Source organism: Paenibacillus sp. JJ-223 (genome assembly GCF_927798175.1).
In the GTDB taxonomy this organism is placed as follows: domain Bacteria; phylum Bacillota; class Bacilli; order Paenibacillales; family Paenibacillaceae; genus Paenibacillus; species Paenibacillus hubeiensis.
This window is the reverse complement of sequence record NZ_CAKMMP010000001.1, coordinates 1-13614: the sequence shown is the minus strand read 5'-3', so window position 1 is coordinate 13614 and position 13614 is coordinate 1. Positions and strand designations below refer to the sequence as shown.

Sequence of the window (13614 nt, the reverse complement as noted above, 5' to 3'; positions counted from 1 at the left end):
CCTTCTATTCTTCGTACTCTGTAAAGTCGACATTTTCGACAATCCAACGCTTGCGCGGATCAACCTTGTCACCCATGAGGGTGGAAACACGACGTTCGGCCTTTGCCGCATCCACGATCTCCACTTTAAGCAAGGACCGCGTTTCCGGATTCATCGTTGTCTCCCACAGCTGCTCCGGATTCATCTCTCCAAGTCCCTTATACCGTTGAAGCTCCACGTTTTTGCCAAGCTCCTTCATGTAGTTCGCCAACTGCTCATCCGTCCATGCGTAACGCACGGTCGACATTTTGCCGGACTTGCTGGTGAGCTTGTAAAGCGGAGGCTGGGCGATAAATACTTTGCCTTCGTCAATGAGCGGTTTCATGTAGCGATAGAAAAAGGTCAGCAGCAAAACCTGAATATGCGCACCGTCCGTGTCCGCATCGGTCATGATGATGATTTTGGAATAATTGCTGTCCTCCACCGCAAATTCGGTACCGATGCCGGCGCCGATCGCCGAAGTGATGGCACGGTACTCCTCGTTTTTCAATATATCCGCCAGCTTTGCCTTCTCCGGATTAAGCGGTTTGCCCTTCAGCGGAAGGATCGCCTGAATTTTGGAGTCGCGGCCTTGCTTGGCCGATCCGCCGGCAGAATCGCCTTCCACGATAAACAGCTCGTTGCGCGAAAAATCTTTGGATTGCGCCGGCGTCAATTTGCCGTTCAGATTGGAACTTTCGCTCCGCTTTTTGCCGCTGCGCATCTCGTCGCGGGCCTTGCGGGCAGCCTCCCGCGCCTTGGATGCCAATACGGCCTTGCGGATCAGCGTTTGCGCGACCTGGGGATTTTCCTCCAGGAAACGCTGCATGTTTTCGGCGACGACCGAATCCACGGCACTTCTCGCCGAAGCGCTGCCGAGCTGGTCCTTGGTCTGTCCGACGAATTCGACCTCGGACATCTTCACGCTGATGACGGCCATCATGCCTTCGCGCAGATCGTTGCCATCCAGATTTTTGTCTTTTTCCTTGATCATGCTCGTACGTCTCGCATACTCGTTCATGACACGGGTATACGCCGTCTTGAATCCGGTCTCATGAGTACCGCCGCCCCTGGTCGGGATGGAGTTCACGAAGGAAGCAAGCGTTTCCGTATAACCTGCGTTATATTGAATGGCTACTTCGACTTCGATGTCATCCTTTTCCGCATAAAAGTGAATGACATCATGCAGCACGTCTTTGTTTTCGTTCAAAAACGCCACGAATTGGCTCGCTCCGCCTTCATACATGTATTCATCCTGATTGCCCGAGCGTTCGTCCTTCAGCACGATTTTCAAACCGGAGTTGAGGAATGCGATTTCCTGCAGACGTTCGGCAAGCGTATCGTAATTCAGCTGAATGCCGTTCTGGAACACCCGGACATCCGGTTTGAACGTCACTTTGGTGCCCGTGCGATTGGTGTTGCCAAGCACTTCAAGCCCGGTTACAGGTTCGCCGACGTGCTCGATTCCTTTTTTGTCCTGCCAATATTCGAACCGCTGCCGATGGATCTTGCCATCCCGGTAAATTTCGACTTCCAGCCATTCGGACAACGCGTTCGTAACCGATGCGCCAACGCCGTGCAGCCCCCCGGATTTCTTATATCCTGCCCCACCGAATTTTCCTCCTGCGTGCAAAATCGTAAACACGACCTGGGGAGTGGGAATTCCTGTCTTATGTATACCCGTCGGAATTCCTCTTCCGTTATCCTGAACCGTGACAGACCCGTCCTTATGCAGCGTGATATCGATTTTGGAGCAGAATTTGGCGAGATGTTCGTCGACGGCATTGTCCACGATTTCCCATACCAAATGATGAAGTCCCGAATTGCTGGTGCTGCCGATGTACATACCCGGCCGTTTCCGGACCGCGACCAGCCCTTCAAGTACTTGAATGTCGTCCGCGTCGTAGCCCGAGGTTCCTTGCCCCCCGCCTGTCGAACCTGCCGACATATCGATTTGCTCGACCATTCATGCTCCCCCTTCTTAACTTGCAACTAAAAAAAGCGAAAAATGCAAACAGATGTTTTCTTATCCTTGTCCATTTTAATTCAAGATATCCCGTTTCGTAAAGACAAGGAATGACACAACCAATGACGCTATGCCCCAAACGCTTAACACAATAAGGGAAAAACCCAAATTCATTCCTTCGATCGGAGGCAGCCCGCCGGACAAATAATCAGGCAATTGCAAATTAACCATAAACAAATATTTGGCGGAATTCCACGATGCGGCCATGCTGGTCAGAATCGTTCCCGCGATCAGCGCCGCCATCATGATCACGATGCTTGCCGCCGTACTGCGAACAAGCACCGACACCATGAAGGCAAGAACGGCAACGATCACGCTCACGAACCAGATCAGTCCTGCCTGCATCAGCAAGTACAGCCATTGCTTCACCGCATGCACGCCCGACATGTCCACATCGGTGCCCACAATTTTGAAACCGGTGAAAATCGGCATGCCAAAGCCTTTATATCCGAAGACCACGCCCGAAATGGCATAACATATCACGTATGCAGACACAACGATGATGGAAACGAACATGAGCAGCGTTACCAGTTTGCTCAGCAGCACTTTCCATCGTTTGACGGGACGGGTCAGCAGCATTTTAATCGTTCCCGTCGTGCGTTCTCCCGACACCAGATCCGAAGCGATCGCCATGATGAGCAGCGGAATGAACAAACCTACCGCATTGTTCATGAACTCCCGCGTAAACGTTACGCCGTTCGGCTCTTTGGGATTCACGTCGTTTTCCAGATAATACTGCATCTGTTGAATATACACCGTGCGATATTTTTTGTATTCTTCCGGCACGCGATCGCTGCCGAGCGAGTTTTGATTGTCCGTAATGGCTTGCTGAAGCTCCAGACGCCAATCGCCGCCGAATTTGTCGCGGTTATTTTCCGCAGATTTCATCTGGGCATACGTAAACATGGGCACCAGGACCGCAAGCACGATGAAAATGATATAAAGGCGTTTTTTCTTCACCATTTTGATCGTTTCGTTGCGAATAAGCGGCATGATGTTACTCAATGGATTCACCTTCCGTCATTTTAAGGAATAATTGCTCCAGGGTCGGCTGAATCCGCTGAACGCCCTCGACCCGGATCCCTTCCCGGACCATCCGGTCGACCAATGCGGGGATTTGATCTTCATCCATTTCGGCGACGACGGCATTTGGTCCCAAACCGGCAATAATGGTGTCGTCCATCACTTCGGCCGGTCGGTCAACCAGCGTAATCCCGGCTTCCAACAGCATATTTTTCCCCGCTTCCAGCGGGGTCAGATGCCAGATGGCCATGCGGGAATGGTCCTCGATCAGTTCATTCACGCCTCCGACGGCAAGCACTTTTCCGGAACTGATGATGGCCACCCGGTCGCACAGCAATTGTATTTCGCTTAACAGATGGCTGCTGACGAACACGGCCATGCCTTCGCCGGCAAGCTGCTTGATGAATGCGCGAAGCTCCTTTATGCCCTTGGGATCCAGCCCGTTGGTCGGTTCATCGAGAATGAGCAGACGCGGTCTTCCCAGCAAAGCCTGGGCAATGCCCAGGCGCTGGCGCATGCCGAGCGAATAGGTTCTTACTTTATCATGAATCCGCTGGTCCAGGCGAACGATATCGACAACTTCCTGTATTCGCTTATGATCTACGCCGGGCTGCATCCGGGCAAAATGCTCCAGGTTCTCCCACCCTGTCAAATATGTATACACTTCGGGATTTTCAACGATAGAACCTACAAACTGCAGTGCCCGTTCGGGATCCCGGTTCACGTCATAACCGCACACCATAATTTTGCCTTCCGTCGGTTTGATCAGATCAACGAGCATACGGATGGTTGTCGTTTTGCCCGCCCCGTTCGGACCCAAAAAACCGAAAATTTCCCCAGGCTGCACATCGAACGTAACATCTTTGATAATCCATTTGCGTCCGATTTTTTTCTTGACATGCTGAACGGAGAGCACCGGTACGCTTTGCTGTTCAGGCATCACTTTGCACCCCCTTGCGTTTCATTGACGTTCTGGTACTCCTGTGCAATGCGGACCGCGATGGCCTGGTAACCGTCCCCGTTCGGGTGGAAATGATCCGAAGAAAGATATTTGCCCAAATGGTTCTGGAAAATGTCGAAGGTCGGCACCAGCGACATGCGGTCTTCCTGGTTCAAAATCTCCAGCGCAGCGTCATTCCATGCCGCAACGACCGTATTCCCGGGAACCTTGAGTTCCTTCACGTCACCAAACGGATTATACAATCCGACATAGGAAATCTGGGCCTGCGGATTAATTTCTTTTACTTTTTTTAAAATGTCCTGCAAACGTTTGGAGGTTTCCGGAAGAACCTCTGCCAGTTTTTCCGGGGTTGGCGGATCTTGTCCCTGAAGCACTTGACCTCCTTGAAACAGATCATTTGCGCCGATCGACAACAAAATAAAATTTGCTTGCTGCAGCACGTACCGCACGCCCTGCTCATCCAACTTTTTCAGCAAAGCATCGGTTCTCAGCCCGTTAACGCCAAGATTGTTCAGCACCTGCACGTCATGACCCTGCTGTTGCAGCAGGTTGGCGGTACGGCGGATAAAGCCAAGACCTTCGTCATCTCCCGTCCCTCGTGCAAGCGAATCGCCGATGACGGCCATGCGAATTTTCCCGTCTTGAACCGGTGCGGCTTCGCTTGAGGACGGTTTTCCAGAGGTTTGCCCGGAGGATGTTCCGGCGTCCCCTTGGGGAAACATGACATCCTTGATCGCGTAAACAAATCCGAATAATAACAGCAGCGTAGCCAAAACGGACACCGTGCTGATGATCCGCCAAATCCAAGGCGATGAGTCCACCGTTCTTCTTTTCATTCATCACATCTCCGCTCATGTACTCCAGGTACTTAAAATTTGAAAAATGGCTTTACATTCAGATGATGCTTCGTCTAATTAACATAAATGTTCTGTGCCAATTTTGCAAATTTTGACGCACGCTGTATCCTTTTGCTCTAACAGCGAAAAAAGGCTATGCCCGCACAGACCTCGCTGTACGGACATACCCCTTTTGTAACTACGGAATGAGTCCGATGTCTTTATTATTTGCCGATGAATTCCTGTGCCCAGTATCCATTGTAGTATCCCACGCCGATGTGCGTGAAGCTGGCGCTCAAAATGTTTTTGCGGTGACCGTCACTGTTCATCCATGCAGTCACGACTTCCTGAGGCGTTTTTTGGCCTTTTGCGATGTTTTCGCCAGCGGCTTTATACGTTACTCCGAATTGTTTCATCATGTCGAATGGCGAACCATATGTCGGCGATTGATGATCGAAGTAGTTGTTGTCGCTCATGTCTTTCACTTTGGCTACAGCGACTTTGTTCAACAATGCATCCGAAGTCAGAGCACTAAGACCAGCTTTGGCACGCTCTGCATTCACCAGCTTGACCACTTGCGCAGCAAAGTCGGATTGGGACGTTTCGCTTCCGCTGTTGCTGTTATTGTTGCCTGTGTTGCCTGCAGTGCTTCCATTGTTGCTGCCGTTATTTGATGTACTTCCGTTATCGGAAGGTTTCGCAGGTGTTGGATTAGCTGGTTTAGCCGGCTTTGTTGTTTCCGTTGTTTGATCCGCCGGTTTTTGAGCTGTCGTTCCTTGATTGAGCTGTTCTTCGATTTGTTTCTTCCATTGTTCCAGGACAGCTTTCAAGCTTGCCGCATCCGTAATTTTATAAGTGACCGTAGAAGTAGTATATGTGGTTGGATTTGCAGCAGCAGCAGAGGCCGGCAGCATAATTCCCACCGCCAGTGCAGCTGTCAGACTTCCAGCAGCAACAGTTTTCAACCAGTTTTTCTTCAAATTGATTCATCTCCTTGAAATTAATTGTTACAAAAATGTAATTAACACTCTTGCAGTATAACAACTGTCACTGGTGTTGTGAACCTATTAAAAAATGGAAAAGTAACTTTTTTGTCATTTTTACATTAAAAAAGAAGGCATCCAGACAACAGCAATGGTTTGTCGGATGCCCTATTCATGCTATAAAAGAACCTTACTGAAACGATAGCCTCTCTTCTGAAAACCGATATGCTCGTAGAAGCTGTACGCAGAAGAAGCCACATCACGATTGGCGCCAGTCACAAATAGCTGTTTGCCGCCTTGTTTCCTGCCCCAATCCTCGGCATGCGACATCAGACGGCGGCCAATTCCGCCGCCACGATGCTTCTGGCCTACGATCAAGGAAGTAATCTGGGCAGCCGGTTCCGGATAAGCATGGCTTTGCACGCACTGCAAGCCGATCATCCCAATAATTTGTTCATCCACTTCGGCAACAAGCATGCACGCGTTCGGATTGTTTTCCAAACCCTGAATACGCTCTCTCATGACATTGGCCGTTGTCGGATAGCAGACCTCTCTCATCAGTCCCGTTACCGCTTCAGCATCGCGAAGTTCACATTCCCGGATCGTCAGTACAGGAGCCTCTACATTATTGGACATGATTTACCTCCACTTTCAGCATATTTGCGGCTTGTACCGCTGTTTTTCGAGCTTCTTGCACATCCTGGGCTGCACTCAGTGCTACTGCCATTCGGCGCCCTACTTTGGTCTCAGGTTTGCCAAACACGCGGATTTGCGTGCGCGGCAAAGCGAGTGCTTCTTCCATACCTTTGATTGCAAAATCGGCGGTTTCATCATTAGCCTTCAATGTAGCCGAGGCTCCAGGTGTAAGCAGGTGTACATCTGTCACCGGAAACCCAAGAATCGCGCGAACATGGAGCGCAAACTCGGAGTTGTCCTGCGTGACCATCGTAACCATGCCCGTATCGTGCGGACGAGGAGATACCTCGCTGAACACGACGCCTTCGGCCGTAAGGAACAGTTCGACGCCGAACAAACCGTAACCGCCAAGCTCATCGGTCACCGTTTTGGCAATGTGGCAAGCCTGTTCCCACTGCTCGGCTGTCATCGCATGAGGCTGCCAAGATTCGACATAATCCCCATCCTTCTGAATATGTCCGATGGGCGGGCAGAAAACCGTACCCGAGACGGACCTTACCGTCAGCAATGTAATCTCGCTGTCAAACTTAACAAAGCTCTCCACAATGACGCGTACGGATTTGCCGCGTGCCCCCGATAGGGCAATGTTCCAGCAATCCTGCACGTCGTCCAGCGTATGGCAAACGCTCTGGCCTTTGCCTGAAGAGCTCATCAGCGGTTTGATCACGCACGGCGTTCCCAACTCGCGAACCGCTTCGTGAAGCTCGTCCAGACTGTCGGCAAAACGATATGCAGCTGTCGGCAATCCAAGCTGTTCTGCCGCAAGACGGCGAATGCCTTCGCGATCCATCGTCAAACGGGCAGCTCTTGCTGTCGGAACGACGCAAAATCCTTCTTCCTCCAGTTCGAGCAAAGCTTCCGTCGCAATAGCTTCAATCTCCGGCACAATATAGTGAGGCTGTTCCTTGCGAATGATTCGTTTCAGTTCATCGGCATCCAACATATTGATGCAATAGGACCGGTGAGCAACCTGCATCGCGGGTGCATTCTCGTAGCGATCTACCGCGATCGTTTCCACACCGAGTCTCTGGGCCTCGATAACGACCTCTTTCCCCAATTCACCACTGCCCAAAAGCAGCATCTTTTTGGCTTGAGCCGTAAAAGGAGCACCCCACATGTTCTTCTCCAATCCTCCCAAAGAGAAATCTTCTATATCTTTCTCTCTATTTTCGGGGTTTTGGTGAAAGATTGCAAGAGTGCTCCCTATTTTTCTTGTGAATTTTACAAGATTTTTTGTGTTTATTCGATCATTTTTTACAAAAATCTGTATTGGGCTTCGATTAACCCGCTGTAAATCCCTTGTTTCTGGATCAATTGTTCATGATTTCCTTCTTCCTTGATCTCGCCGTGATCAAGCACGATGATGTTATCGGCGTTGCGGATCGTAGAGAGCCTGTGGGCAACCATGAACGACGTTCTTCCTTTCAACAGAAGCTTCAAAGCATCCTGGATTTTCAATTCCGTTTCCGTATCGATGCTGGCCGTCGCCTCATCCAGAATCAGAATGCGAGGATCGGCGAGCAATGCGCGGGCAAAGGACAGAAGCTGTCGCTGCCCCATGGACAACACGTTCCCGCGTTCTTCGACTTCCGTATCGTAGCCGCCAGGCAATTTCATGATGAATTCATGGGCGTTAACGGCTTTTGCAGCCTGCTCGATCTCTTCATCCGTGGCATCCAGCCGGCCGAAACGGATATTGTCCCGGATCGTCCCGGAGAAAATGAACGTATCCTGCAGCACGATGCCGATCTGGCTTCGCAAGCTCTCCACCGTAATGTCCCGCACATCATGCCCGTCAATGGTCAGGCGACCGCTCGTAATATCATAGAAACGGCTGATCAGGTTGATGATCGTGCTTTTTCCCGAACCGGTATGCCCGACAAGGGCAATCGACTGGCCGGCCTCGGCTTTGAAGCTGATGCCTTTCAGTGCCTGGCGACCTTTCTCGTATTCAAAGACGACGTTATCAAACACGATGTCCCCTTTGATGGAAGGAAGCGGTTTGGCTCCCGGTTTATCCGCGATGCTTGGCTGTTCGTCCATAAATTCGAAGATGCGCTCCGATGAAGCCATGGCGACGAGCAGTTGGTTATACATTTGGCCGAGCCGGTTGATCGGGTCCCAGAAGTTGCCGACATAGTTGGCAAAGGCAACAAGCAAACCGACGGTCAGGTGGCCATGTTGAATGAGATAGGCACCGAACCAGAACAGGATCAATGTTCCGAAACCGCCCGTAATCTCGATCAGCGGCCCAAACCCCTGGTTCATCGCGGACGCTTTGTCCCAGGATTTTTTGCTCGACAAGTTCATGTTGTCGAAATATTTCATGTTCTCTTTTTCCTGCGTATACGCCTGAGTGACACGAATCCCTTGAATGGACTCGTTCAAGTGGGAGTTAATGCGGGAGTTCTTCATGCGAACATCCTGCCATGCCCGTCGAATCAGGACGCGAAGCTTCGTGGAAATGATGAACATGATCGGTACGGTAATGATGACTGCCAGACCCAGTTTCCAGTTAATGAACAGCAGGATCACGATGATGCCGAGAAGCTGCACGCAGTCAATCATGACGTTGACCGCACCGTTCGTAAACAGGTCCTGCAAGGAGTTGATGTCATTCGTTACCCGTACCAACACCGAGCCTGCCGGTCTTTTGTCGAAAAAGTTGAATGAAAGCTTCTGGATATGTTTGAACAAATCCGAACGAAGGTCATAGATGACGCGCTGACCGATAATATTCGTCCATTTGATGCGATAGGTATTGGCCGCCCACTGAATGATATACAATACGAGGATGGCTCCCCCGATCAAATAGAGGAGATTCATGCTCGGCGCACCTGAAGCGGGTGCAATCGCCTTATCGATGGCCAGACTCGTCAGGAACGGAACCGACAACTTCGTAACCGTCCCTAAAATCATCATCAACAAGATGAGAGGCAGCAGCTGTCTGGCGTAAGGCTTCATGTAACCAAACAACCGCCCGAATTCCTTCCAATTAAATGGCTTTTCTATTACTTCATCGTCCTGATAAACAAAACGTTCATTCAGTTTTTTGTCGGAGACCCCTTTCGTCTCGCGCCTGACTGCCGCCGTTTCGGAACTCATGAATTCACCTGCTCCCCAGCCTCACGCTTGCCGCGGGCGATATAATCTGCATATTGGATATGATACACGTCCTGGTACGGACCAGGTTGTTGAATCAATTGCTGATGCGTTCCTCGTTGGACCACCCGGCCTTCATCAAGGACCAGAATTTCATCGGCATGGCGCAAGGAGGAGATCCGGTGCGCAATAATGAACGTCGTTCTGCCACGCATGACTTCCTGGAAGCCGGACTGAATTTCATGCTCGGTTTCCATATCCACCGCGCTGGTTGCATCGTCGAGCACCAGAATTTTCGGATTTTTGAGCAGTGCCCTTGCGATCGCAATCCGCTGTTTCTGCCCTCCTGAAAGTCCCATGCCCCGTTCACCAACGACCGTGTCGTAGCCTTCCGGGAATTCCATAATGAAATCATGCGCCTTCGCCAATTTGGCCGCACGCTCGATCTCTTCCATCGTGACGTCCTTCAGTCCGTAGGAAATATTGTTACGAATGCTGGAGGAGAACAGGAACGTCTCTTGGAATACGGAAGCAATCTGGCTGCGCAAACTGCGAATGCCGATATCGTTGATGTTGATGCCATCGAGTTTAATCGTCCCCGAACTGACGTTGTAGGCACGCATTAAGAGCTGGATGATGGTCGATTTACCCGAACCCGTTCCACCGAGGAAACCGATGACCGTGCCTGGAGGCGCATCAAAATTAATGTTGTTTACCGCTGGCATTTTGTTGCCGTACGCAAACGTGACGGCGTCGAACGTAACATGCCCGCGGACCTGATCATTCTTCAGAATGACGGGATCTTCCGATTCCCGGACATCCACGGGTGTATTCAGCAGCTCCAGCACGCGTTCGCCGGAAGCTTTGGATTGCGTATAGTTGTTGATATGGAAGCCGAGACCCCACATTGGACCGATTATGTACCAAATCAAACTGAAAAAGGCAACCAGTTGACCCAGGGTAAGCGTTTGCTGTATAACCATGCGTCCCCCGATAATCAGCAGCAGCACCACGCTTAGCGAGGCCAAAATTTCCATGATCGGGAAATACCGGCTCCACAAGGTTGCAGCATGAATCTGGTTCGTTTTGTAGCGCTCATTCCGCGTCGAAAACTTGTCGACTTCATAAGGTTCCCGGGCGAACGATTTGACGGTGCGCACGCCTGTAATGTTCTCCTGCACTGCGGTCGTCAGCGAGCTGAGGGCCAGGCGCATTTCCTGGAACGCAGGGTGTATCCGGGATTCGAATCGCAGTGCGACATAAGCGAGCAGCGGAATGCAGATCAATGTCAGCAAAGTAAGCTGCCAGCTCATGGTCATCATCATGATGGCCCCGAAAATGACCATCAGGAACATGTTGAGAATCTGTGCGAAACCAAATCCGATGAAGTTGCGGATCGCTTCCAGGTCTCCGGTAAGGCGGGACATCAAGTCTCCCGTTTTGGCTGTGTCATAATAACGGAAGGATAAAAACTGAAGCTTTTCGTAACAAGCATTGCGCAAACGGTATGCCAAGTAGTTACCCAGCCTTCCGCCGAAAAACCCGTGTAAAAACTGCATTCCCGCCTTCAGGATAACGACACCTAACACCGCCAAGGCAAGTATGGGAACGTCTTCAAAATTGCGCGGAACGATCACATCGTCGATCAGAATTCTCAGCAAGTTCGGATAGACAAGGCCGAGTGCGGTCGCTATGGCGAGGCATAAGATCGATAAAAACAGATACTTTCGCTTCTCCCAAAAAAAGGTTTGCAGCTGCCTGAGAACATCCATGTTTCTCCTCCTTTTATCTCGTTCAAATTAATATGAACATTTATGAAGTTTATCACCGTACCTCATCGGCGGCAAAGCGAATAACTGCCCATATTCAGGCGGCTTTACCCTTAATGCGTCATAAATGAAACATAAGACCCGGCTTTCAAGCAAATGTTTGAATATTCTCTGGCTTTCAGGTTGTTCGTACAAAAAAAGGCTCCCTTGTTGACCTTTCGGGTCGGGAACCTTTTTTTCGATCGATATGACCGGACATATTTCATTATGAAAACGCTATTCGCTTCTCCAGCCCATAACTTGTACGGACAGGTTATGCCACTCTTCGGCAGGCACGCCGCTGGTCATCGTTTCATTCAGGGCGGCTGCCGCTTCTTGCACCCGTTCCGTCAAGAGATTGGCTTGATGCCGCAGCGACGCCCGCACGCGGTCATCGTAGAATCCGACGAGCTGCTCCTGAGCTGCCGGCAGCGCATCCGCAGCCATCTGTTTAATGACCGGTTCGATGGCCTCCTGCAATCGTCGTCTGCCATCACCTTCGAAAAATTGTTTCGGATTACGGAAATAGCTTTGGTATGATTTCCAGCCGGATGGCTCCTCCAACCGGATCTCTTTCAGCAAAGGCGTTGCCCATTGCTCGTCAAACGCCTGCGACAGATCCATGCCCTCCAGCATTCGTTCCAGATCGGCGGTGCAGTCAGCGAGCTGCTTCGCGATCCAGGACTTCCCGGCCTGCTCGAGACGCAGCGTCGTGGCGAGCAATTCCTGCTCCAATTCCACGGAAATCATGCGCAGCAGTTCGCGGCCGCAAGCAGCAAAAGCCGCCTTCAGGTTCCCGCGGTCCTCCCTTAACACGGAAGGATGGAAGGCTTCAGCCACAAACTGGCCCAATCGGAAGCCCAAACGCTGCCGGACATGAAACAACAGCTCACCCGTTTCCTGCGCAAGCTCCTCCTTCATCGTACGCCCTGCAAACGCCTCGATCCGAACTCGGGACTGCTCCATACCGGCTGACAGCTCGGCTCTGCGCCGCTGCAGCACTTCTTCGCCCTGGGCAGCGTCCTGTGCGCGCTGCTCCAAACGCTGCGCCACTCTGGACAGCTCTTCGGCAGCCCCGCCCACGGCCAGATCGGCCAATTCGCGTCCGGCAAAACGGTTGAATTCCTCTTCGAACGTGCCAAACCCGGATCGGGCAAGACGATCCGCATCGCCGTCGCTTTTGGATTCCAATGCCATCAAGCTGGACACCGGGAACAGGCGCGGAGAACGGATGCCGTTGGCGCGAAGCTGAGTGCTGACATGATCAAGTACCTGTTCCAGCTCCTCTTCCGAGGAAGCAAGGTCACTGGCATTTACGACGAAGAACATCTGATCCATGGCGGAGCTGTCCTTCACCCGTCCCAGTTGCTGCAGGAATTGCCGGTCTCCCTGCGAAAACGCGTGATTGTAATAGGTCACGAAAATGAGTGCATCCGCATTCTTCATATAATTGAAGGTCACGCCCGTATGCCGCGCATTCACGGAATCCGCTCCAGGGGTGTCCACCAGCACGATGCCTTGTTCGGTGACCGGGCAGCTGTAATGGAGGTCGATGCTGTCGACGAAACAGGATTTCCGCTCATTGGCTACAAAGCTGCGGTACCCCTCCAGGTCGACGTGTACCTCCTGTCCCAATAGCTCCTCCGTCTCCGCCCAGCCTGCGGCGGCGGCTTGGAGGAAGCTGTAATGCGGCCGTCCCGCCGGATGCACGTCCTGCGGGGACAGCCCTTTGACCCGCTTCTGCCAATCGGCTTCCGGTTCGCCCAAGCCCAGCAGGCGGAACGAATACGCCAAATCCTCCTGGAAGGCGGCCCGGGTCTTCATCCGGACCCGGGCGGTTCCATGCTCCGCGCCATCGGCCGGAGCCATGATGCGGTTGATCGCCGCCGTCGTCGGATGCGGCGAGACAGGCAGCACAGCTTCGCCGAGCAGCGCGTTGGCGAAGGAGGATTTGCCGGCGCTGAACGCACCGAACAGCGCCAGCGTGAACGTGCCGCCCGCGAGCGAAGCCGCGCGTGCACGCAAGTCCCGTACCGCCGACCCCATGGCGGGGTACGGCTCCACCAGCGCTGCGGCGGCCTCCAGCCGAGCCGCCGCAGCGTCCAGGCGCCGGCGGCGTTCAGCGCCAGCCGCCGGGTGCCCGTGCGCCGCCGGCGCCTGG

At 52.2% G+C, this 13614-nt stretch carries 10 protein-coding genes; all 10 read right to left on the bottom strand.

All coding sequences use genetic code 11. The features are described 5' to 3' along the window. Positions 1-4: 4 nt before the first annotated feature. Positions 5-1984: a DNA topoisomerase IV subunit B gene (parE, locus tag L6H98_RS00050; RefSeq protein ID WP_236411883.1), complete on the bottom strand. Its 1980-nt coding sequence runs from the start codon at positions 1982-1984 to the stop codon at positions 5-7. Between the two features lie 75 nt (positions 1985-2059). Then, entirely contained in the window at positions 2060-3049 is a 990-nt protein-coding gene (locus L6H98_RS00045; RefSeq protein WP_236411881.1) for an ABC transporter permease, read from the bottom strand. Then, positions 3042-4007, bottom strand: coding sequence for an ABC transporter ATP-binding protein (locus L6H98_RS00040; protein WP_236411879.1), 966 nt, complete (start codon positions 4005-4007; stop codon positions 3042-3044). Before L6H98_RS00040 ends, L6H98_RS00045 begins: the two co-directional genes overlap by 8 nt. Next, complete coding sequence (locus L6H98_RS00035) at positions 4007-4864, bottom strand: GDSL-type esterase/lipase family protein (RefSeq protein ID WP_236411877.1); 858 nt, start codon at positions 4862-4864, stop codon at positions 4007-4009. The genes L6H98_RS00040 and L6H98_RS00035 overlap by 1 nt, the downstream gene beginning before the upstream one ends. 224 nt (positions 4865-5088) lie before the next feature. After that, complete coding sequence (locus L6H98_RS00030) at positions 5089-5844, bottom strand: CAP domain-containing protein (protein WP_236411875.1); 756 nt, start codon at positions 5842-5844, stop codon at positions 5089-5091. Positions 5845-6024: 180 nt separating this feature from the next. Next, positions 6025-6483, bottom strand: coding sequence for a GNAT family N-acetyltransferase (locus tag L6H98_RS00025; protein ID WP_236411862.1), 459 nt, complete (start codon positions 6481-6483; stop codon positions 6025-6027). Beyond that, positions 6473-7660: a formate-dependent phosphoribosylglycinamide formyltransferase gene (gene purT / locus L6H98_RS00020; RefSeq protein WP_236412896.1), complete on the bottom strand. Its 1188-nt coding sequence runs from the start codon at positions 7658-7660 to the stop codon at positions 6473-6475. Before purT ends, L6H98_RS00025 begins: the two co-directional genes overlap by 11 nt. A gap of 137 nt (positions 7661-7797) precedes the next feature. Next, positions 7798-9648 carry an ABC transporter ATP-binding protein gene (locus L6H98_RS00015; protein ID WP_236411861.1) on the bottom strand — a complete coding sequence of 617 codons (1851 nt, stop codon included), beginning with the start codon at positions 9646-9648 and terminating at the stop codon, positions 7798-7800. After that, a complete protein-coding gene (locus L6H98_RS00010) occupies positions 9645-11417 on the bottom strand; it encodes an ABC transporter ATP-binding protein (protein WP_236411859.1) in 1773 nt (590 codons plus the stop codon). Before L6H98_RS00010 ends, L6H98_RS00015 begins: the two co-directional genes overlap by 4 nt. Before the next feature lie 273 nt (positions 11418-11690). Continuing rightward, positions 11691-13614: dynamin family protein (locus tag L6H98_RS00005; RefSeq protein ID WP_236411857.1), on the bottom strand; the 1924-nt coding region annotated here is incomplete at its 5' end.

Excerpts from the sequence above, each read along its gene's own strand:
- L6H98_RS00025 (WP_236411862.1), bottom strand. The coding sequence starts at position 6,483 with ATGTCCAATAATGTAGAGGCTCCTGTACTGACGATCCGGGAATGTGAA.
- L6H98_RS00040 (WP_236411879.1), bottom strand. The coding sequence starts at position 4,007 with ATGCCTGAACAGCAAAGCGTACCGGTGCTCTCCGTTCAGCATGTCAAG.
- L6H98_RS00015 (WP_236411861.1), bottom strand. The coding sequence starts at position 9,648 with ATGAGTTCCGAAACGGCGGCAGTCAGGCGCGAGACGAAAGGGGTCTCC.
- parE (WP_236411883.1), bottom strand. The coding sequence starts at position 1,984 with ATGGTCGAGCAAATCGATATGTCGGCAGGTTCGACAGGCGGGGGGCAA.
- L6H98_RS00010 (WP_236411859.1), bottom strand. The coding sequence starts at position 11,417 with ATGGATGTTCTCAGGCAGCTGCAAACCTTTTTTTGGGAGAAGCGAAAG.
- purT (WP_236412896.1), bottom strand. The coding sequence starts at position 7,660 with ATGTGGGGTGCTCCTTTTACGGCTCAAGCCAAAAAGATGCTGCTTTTG.
- L6H98_RS00035 (WP_236411877.1), bottom strand. The coding sequence starts at position 4,864 with ATGAAAAGAAGAACGGTGGACTCATCGCCTTGGATTTGGCGGATCATC.